A 16,082-nucleotide genomic window follows, 5' to 3' on the forward strand; every position below is an offset into this window, starting at 1 on the left:
TGGCGCGGATGTCCGGTTCCGGCCCCCGGACAGCGCAGTGAGCCGCTTCAACCCCGTTGGAATGTAAGTAACATGAAGCCCAATCAGCTGCCCGTTCCTCCGTGGTAAGGGATCTCATGTCCTTCTTCACCGACCTGGCTCATCAGTACATCGACGGAGAGTGGAGGCCGGGCAAGGGCTCCTGGGACATCATCGACTTCAATCCGTACAACGGTGAGAAGCTCGCCTCGATCACGGTCGCCACGGCCGACGAGGTGGACCAGGCCTACCGGTCCGCGCAGGACGCCCAGCGGGCCTGGGGCGACACCAACCCGTACGCCAGGCGGATGGTGCTGGAGCGGGCGCTGCGCATCGTCGAGGAGCGCGAGTCCGAGATCGGCGACGCGATCGTCGCGGAACTGGGCGGTACCCGGCTGAAGGCGGCCTTCGAGCTGCACCTCGCCAAGGAGTTCCTGCGGGAGTCGGTCCAGCTCGCGCTGCGGCCCGCCGGCCAGATACTGCCCTCGCCGACCGAGGGCAAGGAGAACCGTGTCTACCGGGTGCCCGTCGGCGTCGTGGGCGTCATCAGCCCCTTCAACTTCCCGTTCCTGCTGTCGCTGAAGTCGGTCGCCCCCGCCCTGGCCCTCGGCAACGCGGTGGTGCTCAAGCCGCACCAGAACACCCCGGTCTGCGGCGGCACGCTGGTGGCGAAGGTGTTCGAGGAGGCCGGACTGCCGGCCGGCCTGCTGAACGTCGTGGTCACCGACATCGCCGAGATCGGTGACGCGCTGCTGGAGCACCCCGTTCCGCAGGTCATCTCCTTCACCGGCTCGGACAAGGTGGGGCGGCACGTCGCCACGGTCTGCGCGGCGAACCTCAAGCGCGCCGTGCTCGAACTCGGCGGCAACAGCGCGCTGATCGTCCTCGACGACGCCGATCTGGACTACGCCGTGGACGCGGCCGTGTTCAGCCGGTACGTGCACCAGGGCCAGGTCTGCATGGCCGCCAACCGGATCCTGGTCGACCGGGCGGTGGAGAAGGAGTTCACCGAGAAGTTCGTCGCCAAGGTCGCCTCGCTGCCGGTCGGTGACCCGGCCGACCCGGAGACCGTGATCGGCCCGCTGATCAACTCCTCGCAGGCCGAGGCCATTTCCTCGCTCGTCGAGCAGACCGTGGCGGCCGGTGCGACGGCCCTGCTGCACGGCCGGGCCGACGGCAATCTGGTGAGCCCGTCCGTGCTGACCGGGCTGGCCGCCGATTCCCCCGTCCTGTCCCAGGAGATCTTCGGGCCGGTCGCGCTCCTCGTGCCGTTCGACGGCGAGGACGAGGCGGTACGGATCGCCAACGACACCCCGTACGGCCTGAGCGGTGCGGTGCACACGGGTGACATCGAGCGCGGCGTACGGGTCGGGCAGCGCATCCACACCGGCATGATCCACATCAACGACGGCACGGTCCACGACGAGCCGATCGTCCCCTTCGGCGGCGAGAAGAGCTCCGGCCTCGGCCGGCTGAACGGCGACGCGATGGTCGAGGCCTTCACCAGCCAGAAGTGGATCTCGGTGCAGCACGGCCGCTCGCGGTTCCCGTTCTGACCGGTCACGCCCTGCGGTCAGCGCGCCCTGCCGGGCGCGCCATGGTCTACTTCGGGGGCGGCCCGCGCCGCCCCCGAAACCGGCCATCGCAGAGAAGTGACCCGCCCGAAGTGCGCCTGAACGACCTCGACGAACGCATCGTCCACGCCCTCGCCGAAGACGCCCGGCGCTCCTACGCCGACATCGGCGCGATGATCGGCCTGTCCGCGCCCGCCGTGAAACGCCGCGTGGACCGGCTGCGCGCCGAGGGCGCCATCACCGGCTTCACGGTCCGGGTGGACCCGGCGGCGCTGGGCTGGGAGACCGAGGGGTTCATCGAGATCTACTGCAGCCGCAACACCTCGCCGGAGGCGATCAAGCAGGGGCTCGCGCGCTATCCGGAGATCGCTTCGGCGTCCACGGTGACGGGGGAGGCCGACGCGATCGTGCAGGTCTTCGCCGCGGACATGCGCCACTTCGAGCAGGTCCTGGAGAGGATCGCGGGCGAGCCGTACGTGGAGCGGACGAAGTCCGTGCTGGTGCTGTCGCCGTTGTTGCGCCGGTACTCCTCGGGCGCGCCGGAGTAGGTGCCGGGCGGGCCTGCCGGCTGTCCCGCGTGAGACCTGGGTCACCCTTTTGACCTGCGACGACGCCCCACGCAATGAATCGCCGTCGGCGGCCGTCGGCGCGCAATGGATCGACGGTGTACGCGCAACGGTCGCGCCTTGTCGGGCGCGAGCGGCGGACCGTACCGTCGATACGTCCCCGCCCCGCCCGCACCGTCCGAGGTCAGCCATGCCGCCGTTGCGCACCGCCCTGCTCCAGAGCTCCGGACGACCCGGGCACGTGGACGAGAACATCGAGACGCTCGGCGAAGCCGCACGGCGGGCGGCCGACGCCGGGGCGCGACTGCTGGTCTGCCCCGAACTGTTCCTGACCGGATACGCCATCGGGGCCGATGTGCCCCGGCTGGCCGAGCCGGCCGACGGGCCGTCCGCCCTGGCCGTCGGCGAGATCGCCGCACGGCACGGGCTCGCCGTCCTCTACGGCTACCCGGAGCGCGCCGGCGAGCGGATCTTCAACGCCGCGCAGCTCATCGGGGAGGACGGGGCGGCGCTCGCGAACTACCGCAAGACCCACCTCTTCGGCGGCTTCGAGCAGGAGTGGTTCACCCCGGGCGAGCAGACCGTGGTCCAGGCCGAACTGGACGGCGTACGCGTCGGGATCATGATCTGCTACGACGTCGAGTTCCCCGAGAACGTTCGCGCGCACGCCCTCGCGGGCACCGATCTGCTCCTGGTGCCCACCGCGCAGATGCACCCCTTCCAGTTCGTCGCCGAGTCCGTCGTGCCGGTCCGTGCCTTCGAGAACCAGATGTACGTGGCGTACGTCAACAGGACCGGCCCGGAAGGCGAGTTCGAGTTCGTCGGGCTGAGCTGCCTGGCCAGCCCCGACGGCACCGTCCGCACCCGCGCCGGACGCGGCGAGGAACTGGTCGTCGGCGAGGTCGACCCCGATTTCCTGAGTGCCTCGCGCGCCGCCAACCCGTATCTGCACGACCGCCGCCCCGGTCTGTACGGCTCCCTCGTCTGAGCCCGCACCCCTCCGTTCCACCTTCATTCGCGCAAGGAGTCCCTGCCCCATGACGTCCACGGTGCCCAACGCCGTCCAGCACACCGACGCCACCGAGCCGATCACCATGTTCGGACCGGACTTCCCCTACGCGTACGACGACTTCCTGGCGCACCCCGCCGGCATCGGGCAGATACCGGCGACCGAGCACGGCACCGAGGTCGCCGTCATCGGCGGCGGACTCTCCGGCATCGTCGCCGCGTACGAGCTGATGAAGATGGGGCTCAAGCCCGTCGTCTACGAGGCGGACGAGATCGGCGGCCGGCTGCGCACCGTCGGGTTCGACGGATGCGACCCGGAACTCACCGCCGAGATGGGCGCGATGCGGTTCCCGCCGTCCTCCACCGCGCTCCAGCACTACATCGACCTGGTCGGCCTGGAGACCAGGCCGTTCCCCAACCCGCTCTCCGCGGCCACCCCGTCGACCGTCGTCGACCTCAAGGGCGAGTCGCACTACGCGCGGACCATCGACGACCTGCCGCAGGTCTACCGCGATGTGATGGACGCCTGGAACCGGTGCCTGGAGGAGGGCGCGGACTTCTCCGACATGAACCGCGCGATGCGCGAGCGCGACGTGCCGCGCATCCGGGAGATCTGGGCCGAGCTCGTCCAGAAGCTCGACAACCAGACCTTCTACGGGTTCCTCTGCGACTCCGATGCCTTCAAGTCGTTCCGGCACCGGGAGATCTTCGGCCAGGTCGGCTTCGGCACCGGCGGCTGGGACACCGACTTCCCCAACTCCATCCTGGAGATCCTCCGCGTCGTCTACACCGAGGCGGACGACCACCACCGCGGCATCGTCGGCGGCAGCCAGCAGCTCCCGCTGCGGCTCTGGGACCGCGAGCCGCAGAAGATCGTCCACTGGCCGCTCGGCACGTCCCTGTCCTCGCTGCACGAAGGCGAGCCGCGCCCCGCCGTGACCCGGCTGAACCGCACCGCCGGCAACCGGATCACCGTCACCGACGCCACCGGCGACATCCGCACCTACCCGGCCGCGATCTTCACCGGGCAGTCCTGGCTGCTGCTCTCGAAGATCGACTGCGACGACGCGCTCTTCCCGATCGACCACTGGACGGCGATGGAGCGCACCCACTACATGGAGTCGTCCAAGCTCTTCGTGCCCGTCGACCGGCCGTTCTGGCTGGACAAGGACGCGGCCACGGGCCGGGACACCATGTCGATGACGCTCACCGACCGGATGACCCGGGGGACGTACCTGCTGGACGACGGCCCCGACCGGCCCGCCGTCATCTGTCTCTCGTACACCTGGTGCGACGACAGTCTGAAGTGGCTGCCGCTCTCCCCGAACGAGCGCATGGACGTCATGCTCAAGTCGCTCGGCGAGATCTATCCGGACGTCGACATCAGGAAGCACATCATCGGCAACCCGGTGACCGTCTCCTGGGAGAACGAGCCGTGGTTCATGGGGGCGTTCAAGGCCAATCTGCCGGGCCACTACCGCTACCAGCGGCGGCTGTTCACCCACTTCATGCAGGACCGGCTGCCCGCCGACCGCCGGGGCCTGTTCCTCGCGGGCGACGACATCTCCTGGACGGCCGGATGGGCCGAGGGCGCCGTACAGACCGCGCTCAACGCCGTCTGGGGCGTGATGACCCAGTTCGGCGGCGCGACCGATGCGACGAACCCCGGCCCCGGCGACGTCTTCGACGACATCGCCCCGGTCGAACTCCCGGAGGACTGAGCCGTCTTGCGGCTTCCGTTACGCGGGCCGGCAGACGCTGCGCTGCCGGCCGAGGCCCGAGATCTCGACCTCCATCACGTCGTCCGGGCCCAGGTAGGGGAAGCGGCCGGACAGCGCCACGCCCTGTGGGGTACCGGTGTTGACGATGTCACCGGGCTCCAGCACCAGGTACTGCGACAGATGGTGCACCAGATGCGCCACGCTGAAGATCATGTCCGCGGTGCTGGAGTCCTGCCGCGGCTCGCCGTTGACGTAGCTGCGCAGCCGCAGCCGCTGCGGGTCGCCGACCTCGTCGGCGGTCACCAGCACCGGGCCCAGCGGATTGAACGTGGCGCAGCTCTTGCCCTTGGACCACTGACCGCCCGACTCCTCCAGCTGGAAGGCGCGTTCGGAGACGTCGTTGCTGACGGCGTAGCCCGCGATGTGTGCGGCGGCGTCGGCGGGGGAGTCCAGGTAGGAGGCGCGCCGGCCGATGACGACGGCCAGCTCCACCTCCCAGTCCGTCTTCTTCGAGCCGCGCGGGATCAGGACGTCGTCGTACGGGCCGACGACGGTGTTCGGCGACTTGTAGAAGAGGATCGGCTGCTCGGGCGGCTCGGCACCCGACTCCGCCGCGTGGGCGGCGTAGTTCTGGCCGATGCAGAGCAGCGCGGAGGGCCGGGCCACGGGCGCGCCGATCCGCTGACCGGTGATGTCGATCTCCGGGAGCACCGGCTCGGCGGGCACCAGGTGCGGATTGTCGGCGAGCGCGGCGAGGAACGCGCCGTCGATGTCGTCGGTGATGCCGGACAGGTCGTAGTGACGGCCCTCGGGGCAGACGAGGACCGGGCGCTCGTGGCCCGGCTCGCCGATGCGCATCAGTCGCATGAAGTGAAATCTCCTGAACGGTACGGGGGTTGGGGCTCTCTGGGGCCTTGTCGCAGCAGGGCCTGTCCGGCCATGATCCGCGACGCCGCCCCCAATTGCCGGTCGGTCTCAGACCCCGCGAGACAGACGGGACTTCTAAAACACTCCCTAGTGCAGGCGGGCGAGGGCGTCGGCGGAGACGGCGTGGACCGGCGGGTGTCCGGCGAGCAGACGCAGCACCTCGTCGACCGCACTGGCGCCGAGCCGCTGCCGGCACTCGACGCTGCCCGCCGCCTGGTGCGGGGTGAGCAGCACGTTCGGCAGGGAACGGAAGGGGTGGCCGGTGGGCAGCGGCTCGTCGTCGAAGACATCGATCGCCGCGTCCAGCCGGCCCCGGGCCAGCTCGGCGAGGAGCGCGTCCTCGTCCACCAGCCACGATCTGGCGGTGTTCACCAGGCCCGCCCCGTCCGGCATCAGCGCCAGCTGCTCGGCGCCGATCATCCGGTGGGTCTCCTCGGTGACCGGGGCGTGCACGGCCACGATTCTGCTGCGCGAGAGCAGCGTCTCCAGGGGTACGGACTCCACGCCGAGCGCCTCGGCGTCCGCATCGGACAGGTACGGGTCGGTGACGCCGACCCGCGCGCCCATCGCCCGTACCAGGGCGATGTAGGCACGCCCGGTGCGGGAGGCACCGATCACGCCGATGTCGCTGCCGTGGATCTCGTGGCGCGGCGGCGCCTCGCTCGCCGCCGCCCACTCCTGCCCGCCCCGCAGCGCGTGGTCGAAACGGTGGACGCGGTGGAGCAGCGAGAGCGTGAACGCGAGGGCCACCTCGGCGACCGGGCGGGCCATCTCGTCACCGGCCTGGGTGACCAGGATGCCCCGCCGGAACACCTCCTCGGTGACATAGGGCGCGACCGCCGAACCGGTGTGCGCCACCAGCTCCAGCCGGTCGGCGTGGGACAGCAGTTCGCTGTCCACCCGGGGCGCCCGCCACGAGGTGACCAGTGCGCGGGCCCCGGGCAGCGCGGCCGCGACCGCCGCCCGGTCGGAGTGGTCGTCGACGACGGTGAGTTCGGCCGCCTGCTCCAGCTCCCGCCACACCTCGGCGGTGAAGAACTGGGCCCGCAGGTCCGGTGGTACGGCGACGACCACCCGGGAGCGGTCGGCAGGATCAGGAGAGCCAGGCATCGAGGTGCTCCGCAACGAAGGCGTCATCGGTCAGCCAAGGGTAGGCCGCGGCCACCCGGCTGATCTCCTCGGCCTGTCCGGGCGAGAGCGTCTCGGCCGGGTCCAGGCACCGGATGTTCGCCAACAGGCCCTGTCGGCGCAGCACTTCGTGCACCCCGGCGATGCAGCCGCGGAACGCGCCGCGCACATCGAAGACCGCGCTGTTGGCATCGGTCAGCTCGGGGCGCCGGGCCAGGCAGCGCACCATCGCCTCGTGGTCCCCGCCGCGTGCCCTGCGGACGTCGTCCAGAAGCGTCACCGCGGAGCCGGTCCACACGGCCCACTGGCCGAGGAGCCCGCCCGCGAACCAGCGCGGTGTGCCGCCCGCCGTCTCGTACGGGGTGAGCAGATCACCGATGATGTCGTCGTCGTTGCCGGTGTACAGCGCCACCTCGTCGGCCCGGTCCGCGGCGGCCACGGCGCGTACGACGTCGGCGGTTCGGTAGCGGTCGAACGGGGCGATCTTCACCGCGGCGGTGTTCGGCAGATCGGTGAACGACGACCAGAAGCGCGGCGACAGATACCGTCCGCCGACGGCCTCCTGGAGGTAGAAGCCGATCACCGGCAGCACTTCGCCGACCGCCCGCGCCCGCTCCAGCAGCCCCTTCTCGTCCGCACCGGGCACGGCCGGGCTGAGCAGCACCGCGTCGTAGCCGAGCTCGGCGGCGGTCTCGGCCTCCGAGACGGCCTGCGCCGTGTAGCCGCAGGCACCGGCGACCTTGATGAACGGCCGACCGGCCTCGGCGTCGATCGTCTCGGCGGCGAGCTCCAGGACCGGCCGGAACAGGCCGACCTCCGGTTCGCGGATCTCGAACTGGGTGGTGTGCACGGCGACGGCGACGCCGCCCGCGCCCGAGGCGAGGTAGTAGCGGGTCAGCGCACGCTGCCGGCGCTCGTCGAAGGAGCCGTCGTCGTGCAGGGCGAGCGGGTGCGCGGGGATCACGGCACCGTGGGCGAGCGCGTCCAGGGCGGGGGTCGACACGAGGGAGGGAGTGGACATGGAGTGGATCAGAACCTTCCGTCACGGACCTGGAACTTGGTGGGCTTGCCGGACAGCGGCAGCCCGCGGCGCAGCCAGTCGGCCTGCCACTCGACGAGGGTGCGCAGGGCGACGTCCGGGTAGCCGAACAGCGCGTGGCAGCGGCTCGCGTCGGAGAGCAGCGCGGTGGGCGCCTCCTCGCCGGCGAAGACCGGCTCCTTGCCGAACTCCTCGCCGAACCACTGGGCGATGCGGCACACCGAAGCGGTCTCGGGGCCGGTGAGATTGAGGGTGAACGCCTCGCCGTCGGTGGCGTGCAGCAGCGAGCGCAGGGCGACCTCGTTGGCGTACCCCTGCCACACCACATTGGCGTGACCGGTCGTCACATCGACGGGCTCGCCCGCCTGTACCCGGTAGGCGATGTCGGCGAGGACGCCGTAGCGCAGGTCCACCGCGTAGTTGAGGCGGATGTTGGCGACCCTGGTGCCGCGGGTCAGCGCCGCGTGGCCGAAGATCCGCTCCCGGCCCAGGCACGACATGGCGTACTCGCCGACCGGGCCGACCGGGTCGCTCTCGGTGCAGCCGCCGGAGGAGACCGGCACCAGCGGGTACACATTGCCGGTGGAGAACGCGGCGATCCGCGCCCCCGACCAGCGGCGCGCCACCCGGTCCGGCATCGCGGCGTTCACCGCCCAGGCGTGCGAGGGGGCCCCGGCGGAGCCGAACTTGGCGCCGACCATGAAGACGATGTTCCCGGCGTCCGGCAGTTCGGCCAGATCGGCGGCCGGGTCCATCAGGTCGAAGGCCACGGTGGAGACCCCGGCGGCCTCCAGCTCGTCGGCGGCGGCCTTGTCGGACCAGCGGGAGACCGCGTACACGGTCACGTCCTGGCGGCCCGCGGCGTCCAGCGCCCGGCGGGCTAGCCGGCACAGGCTGGGGCCCATCTTGCCGCCGGCGCCGAGCACGAGCAGATCGCCTTCGAGGCGGCCGAGATCGGCGACGAGCGCGGGGGAGGGGGTGGCGAGCCGCTCTTCGAGTGCGGCCTCATCGGTGAACATTGGTGGCTATCCCTTGATTCCGGACGCGGTGACGCCCTCGGTGAAGTAGCGCTGGCCCACCATGTACGCGGCGAAGATGGGCACGAACGCGATGACGGAGCCGGAGAGCACCACATTGAGCGGCACGTTCTGCTGCTGGAGCGAGGCGATGCCGACGGTGAGGGTGCGCATGTCGGTGGACTGGCCGATGACCAGCGGCCACAGGAAGTCGTTCCAGTGCCACAGGAAGACGAAGACGCCGAGCGTGGCCAGGATCGGCTTCAGCAGCGGCAGCACGATCCGGTAGAAGATCTGCCACTCGTTGCAGCCGTCGAGCCGGGCCGCCTCGAAGAGTTCGTCCGGCAGCCCCTGGATGAACTGCCGCATCAGGAACACCGCCTGGGCGTTGGCGAGGGTCGGCACGATCAGACCCCAGTACGTGTCCACGCCGCCCAGCTTCGCGATCATCGCGAAGGTCGGGATCATCGTGACGTGGTACGGGACCATCACCATCGACAGGAACGACCAGAACATCGTCTCCCGGCCCGGGAAGCGCTTCTTGGCGAAGGCGTACCCGGCGAGCGAGGCGAGCAGCAGCACGCCGACGACCGAGACGACCGAGTAGATCAGCGTGTTGAACAGCCAGCGCGGCACGTCCTGGGAGTTCATGACGGTGTCGTACGCCTCGCCGGTCAGCGGCCACGGCAGCAGACTGCCGGGGAACTCGACGGCCGCGGACGGCTTCAGGGAGAGCACGACCATCGCGTAGAACGGGAAGACCGTCACGAGCGCGGCCACCGTCAGCAGCACGGCGCGGCCGATCCGGCCGGCCCGGGTGGGCCGCATGCCGTACGGGACGGTGTCCTGCTCCGAGAGCTTGCGCAGTTTGCGTTCGGCGCGGCGCGCGGCCCGGCCGGGAGCCGCGGGGGCCTTCGGCACGGGCGGGGTCTCGGTCTCTGCGGGTGCTGCGGTCATGGTCACTGGTCCTTCCCGATCACGAGCCGCTGGATCACCGCGACCACCACGGTCAGCGCGAAGAGCGCGACGCCGATGGCGGAGGCGTAACCCAGGTCGAAGTACTTGAAGCCCGCGTCGTAGAGCTGGAAGACGAGCGTGTAGCTGGCGTTGGCGGGGCCGCCGCCGGTCATCGTGTAGACCGCGTCGAAGACCTGGAACGACGCCGTCGTCTCGATCACGGCGAGGAAGAACAGGGCGGGCTTGAGCTGCGGCAGCACGATGTACCGGAACCGCTGCCAGGGGCCCGCGCCGTCGGTGAGGGCCGCCTCCTCCAGCTCACGCGGAATGTCCTGCATCCGGGCCAGCAGGATGAGCATCCCGTACCCGAAGCGGGACCAGACACCGACGATCGCGAGCGCGGGCAGCACCAGCACGTCGTCGGAGAGCCAGGAGCCCTCGGACATCCCGAACCAGCTCATCAGGGTGGACCACGGCCCACCGGTCGAGAAGATCCAGACGAAGACGGTGGCGGCCAGCACCAGCGAGGTGACGACCGGCAGGAAGAACACCGACCGGAAGAACTTGGCGCCGCGGAACGCGCGGCGGGTGATCAGCGCCAGGGACACCGAGGCGATGAGCGTGCCCGGCACCGCGAGCACGGTGTAGAGGACCGTGACCTTCAGCGCCTGCCAGAACAGCGGGTCGTCCCAGAGGCGGGTGAAGTTGTCCAGCCCGACGAAGCTGCCGCCGCCCGTGAGGGTGTAGTCGGTGAAGCTCATCAGCACCCCGGCGATGCCCGGACCGAACCGGAACGCCAGGAAGAGCAGGAAGCACGGAAGGACGAAGAGCAGGCCGATCCGGGCCTCGCGGCGCGCCTGCGGCCCGCTGCGACGGCCCCGGCGGGTTGGTTCCGCGACGACTGCCACGGGGATCTCCTTGCGGTACGGGGGGGATTGAGGGGGGTCGGGGGCCAGGGTCTTTCGTTTGGATCAGGCTGGCTCAGGGAGCGTGCGTACCGGACCCCGCGAGCCCGGCCTGATCCAAACGAGAGGCCCTGGACCCCCGGGGAGGGCGGTTCCGGGATCCGGGTGCGGCCGGATCCCGGAACCGCGCCCGATCAGCGGCCGAGCATCGCCTGAGCGGCCTTCTGCGCGGCGTTCAGCGCCTCCTGCGGGCTCTTCTTGCCCAGCAGCGCCGCCTGGATCTCCGGCGCGAGCACGCCCTGGACCTCACGGGCCTTGTCCTGGAGCGGGCCCACGGTCATGCTCGGCAGCGTGGCGCCGACCGCCGTCTGAAGGGCATCGCCCGGGTACAGGTCGCCGCCGGACTTGCGGGCCGGGAAGTAGCCCGCGGCCTTCTGCAGGCCGGCCGCGTTCTTCGACTCGGCGACGAAGTTCAGCCAGTCACCGGTGTTCTTCTTGTCGGCGCCCTTCAGCATCGACAGCGCGCCGACCGTGCCGTAGCCGACCGACTTCGCGTCCTTCAGCGGCGGCTGGACGACGATGTTCTCCTTGCCCCAGAAGGGCTCGACGTCCGCCGGGGTGTTCTGCCAGGTGCAGGCGACCTTGCCCTTGGCGGTCGGGGTCTGCTCCAGCTTGGGCGTGGTCGTGACCAGGTCCTTGTCGGTGTACCCGCCGGCGACGAGCTTCTTCAGGTACGTCAGGGCCTTGACACCGGCCGCGTCGTTGAAGGTGACGTTCTTGCCGTCCTCGGAGAAGACGTCGCCGCCGGCCTGCCACAGCAGCGGGTAGAAGGTCATGTTGAGTGTCTGCTGGGTGTCGCCGTAGTAGGTGGTGGCGTAGTAGCCCTTCTCCTTCAGCTTCGGGGCCAGCGCCTCCAGCTCCGCCCAGCTCGTCGGGTAGGTCTTCTCGCCGATCGCGGCGAACACCCGCTTGTCGCAGATCAGCGGGTTGGCGCTGGTCAGGATCGGGGTGGCGAGGGCCTTGCCGTCGAGCGTGACGGACTTCAGGGCGAAGTCCGTGTAGTCCGACTTGGCGTCGGCCGGCATGTAGTCGTCGGCCGGGACGATGCTCTTGGCGTATTTCGGCAGCTGGTCGGGGATCAGGTAGACCGCGTCCGGGCCCTTGCCGGAGGCGATCGCGGTGGCCAGCGCGGTGTCGCGGTTGGCCCACGGGAAGGTCTCCACCTTCACCGTGACGCCCGAGTGCTCCTTCTCGAACGCCTTGATCAGGCCGTCCCAGTACGCCTTGTTCTTGGCCTCGTCGAAGATGACCGGGTAGGTCCACATGGTGACGGTGTTGCCGTCGCTGCCGCTGCCGGAACAGCCGGCCAGCACACCGGCGGCGAGCGCGGTGGCCAGCACGGGGGCTGCCACGGCGCGGACTCTGGAACGGCGGGTGAGAAGACGGGACATGAGGTGGTCCTCCGAGGACGTGAGGGTGGGGCGGGAAGAGGGGGAGCCCGGTCCGGTCCGAACGACAGGCCCTTCAGGGGAAGTCACTGCGCCGGGACCGTCTGGACGGTGCCGGTGTGCCGGGCACGTTCGGCGGCGAACGCCGCGAGATGACTGCCGAGCGAGGTGGCGGGACCGGAGCGGACCGCCCCGGCATCACCCGTGGCGACGGCGGTGACGAACGCCTCGACGAGCGCGGCGTCCCCGCCACCGTGCCCGTCGGCCGCGTTCGAACCGGACGTGCCGAGTTCATGGACGGTGGACTCGCCGGTCCGGAAGTCCTGCACCGTGACCCGCTCGCCGTCGCCGATCAGCCAGCCGTGCGAGCCGAAGATCCGGGTCTGGCGGTGCGTCTGCTCGGTGAACGCCACCATCTGGAAGGTCGCGGTCACCCCGTCCGTCAGCTGCATGGCGAGGACCTGGTGGTCGACCACGTCGTTGTCACCGCGGTACGCGCAGACGCCGTACGGGCCCTCGCGCAGCGCCTGGACGAGACCGGCCTCGTCGGTCGCCTCGGTGACATGGGTGACCGGCCAGACCGCGCCCTTCTCGCGCAGCGTCGGCATGTACAGCTTCAGCGCGCTGTACGGGCAGTCGGCCTCGACCGCACAGTCGAGACAGCGCCCGGCGGACCCGGCCGGAGCGTTCTCCGGCCGGAAGTGCTTCAGTCCGCCGAAGCTCGACACCTGCTCGATCCGGCCGCCCATCACGTAGGTGATCCAGTCCAGGTCGTGGCAGGACTTGGCGAGCAGCATCGGGGAGGAGTCCTTCTCGCTGCGCCACGGCCCGCGCACATAGCTGTGGGCGTAGTGCCACCAGCCGACCGGCTCCAGATGGTCGAGGGAGACCAGCTGACCGAGCACGCCGGAGTCCACGACCTCCTTCACCAGGTCGGTGTACGGGGTGTACCGCATGACGTGGCACACCGCGAACAGGACCCCGGACCGCTCCACGCCCTCGACGATCCGCCGGGTCTCCTCCTCGGTCGGGGCGAGGGGCTTCTCGGCGAGGATCGCGTAACCGGCCTCGGCCAGCGCCAGCACCGGCTCCACATGGAAGCGGTCCTGGGTGGCGACGACGACGGCGTCGGCGATGCGGTTCTCGACCAGCGGCCGCCAGTCGTCGAACTCGACGGGTGCGCCGGCGGCGGCCCGCGCCGCGGGGCGCGGATCGGCGACGGCGACGAGCTCGGCGCGCTCGGGGTGCGCCTTGATCCACTCGGCGTACGTCAGACCGCGGTTGCCGGCGCCGACGAGCGCGACCCGTACGGGCCGGCCGGTGATCGGGGTATGCGTGGACACGGGAATCCCTGGTGCTCGATGGGTTGGGGTCTTTCGTTCGGATCAGGCCGGATCAGCGTGCGTGCCAGACCCCGCGAGCCCGGCCTGATCCGGACGAGAGGCTCCGAGGTGGTCAGAACCGCAGCGTGGCCGCGGTGTGGGCGACGCGGTCGCCCTCGTCCGGCAGCGCGGTGCGCTCGGTGCCGTCCTCGACGCAGCCGGTGTGCAGCAGATGGCTGGAGGTGCCGCCGAACGCCGCGGGCCGCAGTTCGAGCCGGCCGCCGGTGAAGGTGGAGCCGGTGGCCCGGTAGCGGTTGGGGCCCTCGGTGACCAGCACATGGGCGGTGCCCTTGGGCGCGGTCGAGTCGAGGCCGGTGAGCTGCCAGTCGACGGTCCGTCCGGAGCCGGTACGGGCGAGCAGGGCGGCGTCCTTGTTGGTGCCGCTCAGCCGGGTTCCGTCGACGCGCAGCCGCTGGTCCTTCGCCGAGGTCAGCTTCAGCCCGGTGTCGCGGAGTTCGCCACCGAGCACGGTGATGTCGGCGTGCGCGAGCGAGACCGGGGCGGTGTCCTTGGAACCGGTCAGCGTGCACTGGTCCAGGGTGAGTGGGCCGGTGCCGTTGAGGACCGCGCCGTCGACGCCCTTGAGGGTGCTGCGCTGGATGGTGAGCGGCGCGGTGACGTTGGCCTGGGTGATCTCCGCGCCCGCCGCGAACGCGAACGAGGAGTCGGCGATCACATTGGGGCGGGCGGAGAGGTCCGAGGCCCGGGAGACGATCAGCGGACCCGTGGCCGTACAGCCGCGCATCTGCACACCGTCGGCGTTGACCCAGAGCATTCCGGAGCCGGCCAGGGACTTCTTGCCGATGACCAGCACGTCCTCCAGGGTCAGATCGGTGATCTTGACCCGGGCCACGAACCAGGAGCAGGCGTGCCGGCGTACGGTGATCCGCTTGGCCCTGCCGCCCCAGGCGGCACCGGAGTTGGCGAAGGTCATCAGCCCGGAGTTGCCGGTGTAGACGAGGTCGTGCTCGAACTGACCGTGGGTCACGAACGGGCCCTCGTCGTCACCGTCGCCGTGGCAGTTGGTGACGTAGCAGTAGGCGGAGGCCGTGAAGTCGTTGAGGTGACGGGCGTTGGAGGTGTGACAGTCCTCCACGTGCCCGTACAGGCAGTAGATCTGCTGGGTGAGGTAGCCCGCGCCGCCGTAGGTGACGGACTTGGGGTTGGTCAGCGAGCACTGCTCGGTGCGGTAGTACGTGCACCAGCGGCGCATCACCACCGGCCAGAAGGTGCCGATGGCCTCGATCCCGGAGACGTCGCAGCGCACCGCGTACTCGTAGGCGACCGGGTGCGAGCCGGTCATCTCGTCCTCGCCCCAGCCCTCGAAGACCATGTTGCGGACGTGGGCGCGGTCGACGGGCTCGACCCGGGTCCAGGTCAGCGTGCGGCCCGCCGCCAGGTCCCAGCCGATCTGGTAGTTGACCCGGATGTGCGTCGGGTCGACGACATCGGTGACCTGGACGAGACGCTGGATCTCCTTCTCGTACTTCCCCGCCAGGGCGTCGATCTCCACGGCCCACCACTGGCCGACGGCGAACTTCGACGAGTCGCCGACCTCGAAGAGGTCCGAGAGGTCCGGCATCGCCGCGCCCAGGGTGTGCTTGACGGTGGTGTCGGTGACGGTGCCGCGGAAGGAGAGGACGGCGCCGAAGGGGTTGTCGTGGGTGTTCTTCTCGATGCCTTCGGTGCGTATGCGGTGGCCGCCGAAGTCGAGTTCGATGTTGGAGCGGTTGAAGAGGTGGCGTTCGGTGAAGAGGAGGTCGGTGTGGGCTTCGATGCGGTGGACGCTGTTGTCGGCGATCATGGCGTCGAGGGCGGCGTCGGCGGGGGTCTTCGCGTCGAAGTGGCCGAAGGTGCGGAAGTCGAGGGTTCCGGTGTGGAGCTGGTGCCAGCGGCCGGTGCCGTTCCTGGCGGGGGCGATGACGGTGCCGCCGTTGTGCGCGGCGTCGGACTTCCTGTGCCAGCGCACGGCCATGGAGCCGCCGTCGCCGGGGGTGCGGTAGCCGGCGATCAGGACCTGGGTGCCGTCATCGAGCGGCTTGGTGTTCAGGGCGCGCAGTGCGTCGACCGTGTCGACGCGGAGCACGTCGCCGGTGTGCGAGGGTGCGGCCTGCGCGGAACCGGCGGCCACGGCCGAACCGGCCATGACCAGACCGGCCAGACCCGAAGCCCGCAACAGATTCCGGCGGGACGAGGCGGGGGTGGGGTGGTGCGGAACGCTCATGCGGACTTCGCCTTCCGAGAAGTGCGATAAGTGAGGGAGCGTTCCTGCGGGGGACTGCCATGAGGCGGATGGCTGAAAAGGGTCCGGTCGTCGGATGTCCACGGCGCGATGGGCAGGCGCCGGAACCAGGCCGGAAGGGGTAAATCGCCGGTGACCATGGAATGTCACC

The 16,082-nt window shown here is 70.3% G+C and carries 13 protein-coding genes; 4 read left to right on the forward strand and 9 right to left on the reverse strand.

All coding sequences use genetic code 11. The features are described 5' to 3' along the window. The first annotated feature begins 116 nt into the window (after window positions 1-116). The 4 genes from OG611_RS20285 (at window position 117) to OG611_RS20300 (ending at window position 4,887) form a co-directional block, all read left to right on the forward strand. Window positions 117-1,574, forward strand: coding sequence for an aldehyde dehydrogenase family protein (locus OG611_RS20285; protein WP_266422024.1), 1,458 nt, complete (start codon window positions 117-119; stop codon window positions 1,572-1,574). A 110-nt stretch (window positions 1,575-1,684) separates the two neighbouring features. Further along, window positions 1,685-2,140: an Lrp/AsnC family transcriptional regulator gene (locus tag OG611_RS20290; protein ID WP_189543760.1), complete on the forward strand. Its 456-nt coding sequence runs from the start codon at window positions 1,685-1,687 to the stop codon at window positions 2,138-2,140. 208 nt (window positions 2,141-2,348) lie between these two features. Beyond that, window positions 2,349-3,146 carry a carbon-nitrogen hydrolase family protein gene (locus tag OG611_RS20295; protein ID WP_266422027.1) on the forward strand — a complete coding sequence of 266 codons (798 nt, stop codon included), beginning with the start codon at window positions 2,349-2,351 and terminating at the stop codon, window positions 3,144-3,146. A 49-nt stretch (window positions 3,147-3,195) separates the two neighbouring features. Next, window positions 3,196-4,887 carry an NAD(P)/FAD-dependent oxidoreductase gene (locus OG611_RS20300; RefSeq protein ID WP_266422030.1) on the forward strand — a complete coding sequence of 564 codons (1,692 nt, stop codon included), beginning with the start codon at window positions 3,196-3,198 and terminating at the stop codon, window positions 4,885-4,887. A gap of 18 nt (window positions 4,888-4,905) precedes the next feature. Here OG611_RS20300 and OG611_RS20305 read toward each other — a convergent pair whose 3' ends face one another. From OG611_RS20305 to OG611_RS20345, 9 genes are all read right to left on the reverse strand, one after another. Next, window positions 4,906-5,754 carry a fumarylacetoacetate hydrolase family protein gene (locus OG611_RS20305; protein ID WP_266422033.1) on the reverse strand — a complete coding sequence of 283 codons (849 nt, stop codon included), beginning with the start codon at window positions 5,752-5,754 and terminating at the stop codon, window positions 4,906-4,908. Between the two features lie 147 nt (window positions 5,755-5,901). Further along, window positions 5,902-6,924 carry a hydroxyacid dehydrogenase gene (locus tag OG611_RS20310; RefSeq protein ID WP_266422036.1) on the reverse strand — a complete coding sequence of 341 codons (1,023 nt, stop codon included), beginning with the start codon at window positions 6,922-6,924 and terminating at the stop codon, window positions 5,902-5,904. Beyond that, complete coding sequence (locus OG611_RS20315) at window positions 6,908-7,963, reverse strand: dihydrodipicolinate synthase family protein (protein ID WP_266422038.1); 1,056 nt, start codon at window positions 7,961-7,963, stop codon at window positions 6,908-6,910. Before OG611_RS20315 ends, OG611_RS20310 begins: the two co-directional genes overlap by 17 nt. Window positions 7,964-7,971: 8 nt before the next feature. Further along, window positions 7,972-9,000 carry an NAD(P)-dependent oxidoreductase gene (locus OG611_RS20320; RefSeq protein ID WP_266422041.1) on the reverse strand — a complete coding sequence of 343 codons (1,029 nt, stop codon included), beginning with the start codon at window positions 8,998-9,000 and terminating at the stop codon, window positions 7,972-7,974. A 6-nt stretch (window positions 9,001-9,006) separates the two neighbouring features. Further along, entirely contained in the window at window positions 9,007-9,954 is a 948-nt protein-coding gene (locus OG611_RS20325; RefSeq protein WP_266422044.1) for a carbohydrate ABC transporter permease, read from the reverse strand. Window positions 9,955-9,956: 2 nt separating this feature from the next. After that, the gene (locus tag OG611_RS20330; RefSeq protein WP_266422046.1) at window positions 9,957-10,862 is read right to left on the reverse strand and encodes a carbohydrate ABC transporter permease; all 906 of its coding nucleotides are present in this window, start codon (window positions 10,860-10,862) and stop codon (window positions 9,957-9,959) included. A 191-nt stretch (window positions 10,863-11,053) separates the two neighbouring features. Next, entirely contained in the window at window positions 11,054-12,271 is a 1,218-nt protein-coding gene (locus OG611_RS20335) for an ABC transporter substrate-binding protein (protein ID WP_266422049.1), read from the reverse strand. 122 nt (window positions 12,272-12,393) lie between these two features. Then, window positions 12,394-13,650 (reverse strand): Gfo/Idh/MocA family protein, encoded by a 1,257-nt coding sequence (locus tag OG611_RS20340; protein WP_266422052.1) that lies wholly within the window; start codon window positions 13,648-13,650, stop codon window positions 12,394-12,396. Between the two features lie 112 nt (window positions 13,651-13,762). Further along, window positions 13,763-15,913, reverse strand: coding sequence for a peptidase C14 (locus tag OG611_RS20345; protein WP_266422055.1), 2,151 nt, complete (start codon window positions 15,911-15,913; stop codon window positions 13,763-13,765). Between the last annotated feature and the right edge of the window lie 169 nt (window positions 15,914-16,082).

The sequence above is a fragment of the Streptomyces sp. NBC_01363 genome, from assembly GCF_026340595.1.
Lineage (GTDB): Bacteria > Actinomycetota > Actinomycetes > Streptomycetales > Streptomycetaceae > Streptomyces.

What these genes read in the sequence shown, in the direction of transcription:
- OG611_RS20285 (WP_266422024.1), top strand. Translation starts at nt 117, where the DNA reads ATGTCCTTCTTCACCGACCTGGCTCATCAGTACATCGACGGAGAGTGG.
- OG611_RS20295 (WP_266422027.1), top strand. Translation starts at nt 2,349, where the DNA reads ATGCCGCCGTTGCGCACCGCCCTGCTCCAGAGCTCCGGACGACCCGGG.
- OG611_RS20300 (WP_266422030.1), top strand. Translation starts at nt 3,196, where the DNA reads ATGACGTCCACGGTGCCCAACGCCGTCCAGCACACCGACGCCACCGAG.
- OG611_RS20305 (WP_266422033.1), bottom strand. Translation starts at nt 5,754, where the DNA reads ATGCGACTGATGCGCATCGGCGAGCCGGGCCACGAGCGCCCGGTCCTC.
- OG611_RS20310 (WP_266422036.1), bottom strand. Translation starts at nt 6,924, where the DNA reads ATGCCTGGCTCTCCTGATCCTGCCGACCGCTCCCGGGTGGTCGTCGCC.
- OG611_RS20315 (WP_266422038.1), bottom strand. Translation starts at nt 7,963, where the DNA reads ATGTCCACTCCCTCCCTCGTGTCGACCCCCGCCCTGGACGCGCTCGCC.
- OG611_RS20320 (WP_266422041.1), bottom strand. Translation starts at nt 9,000, where the DNA reads ATGTTCACCGATGAGGCCGCACTCGAAGAGCGGCTCGCCACCCCCTCC.
- OG611_RS20325 (WP_266422044.1), bottom strand. Translation starts at nt 9,954, where the DNA reads ATGACCGCAGCACCCGCAGAGACCGAGACCCCGCCCGTGCCGAAGGCC.
- OG611_RS20345 (WP_266422055.1), bottom strand. Translation starts at nt 15,913, where the DNA reads ATGAGCGTTCCGCACCACCCCACCCCCGCCTCGTCCCGCCGGAATCTG.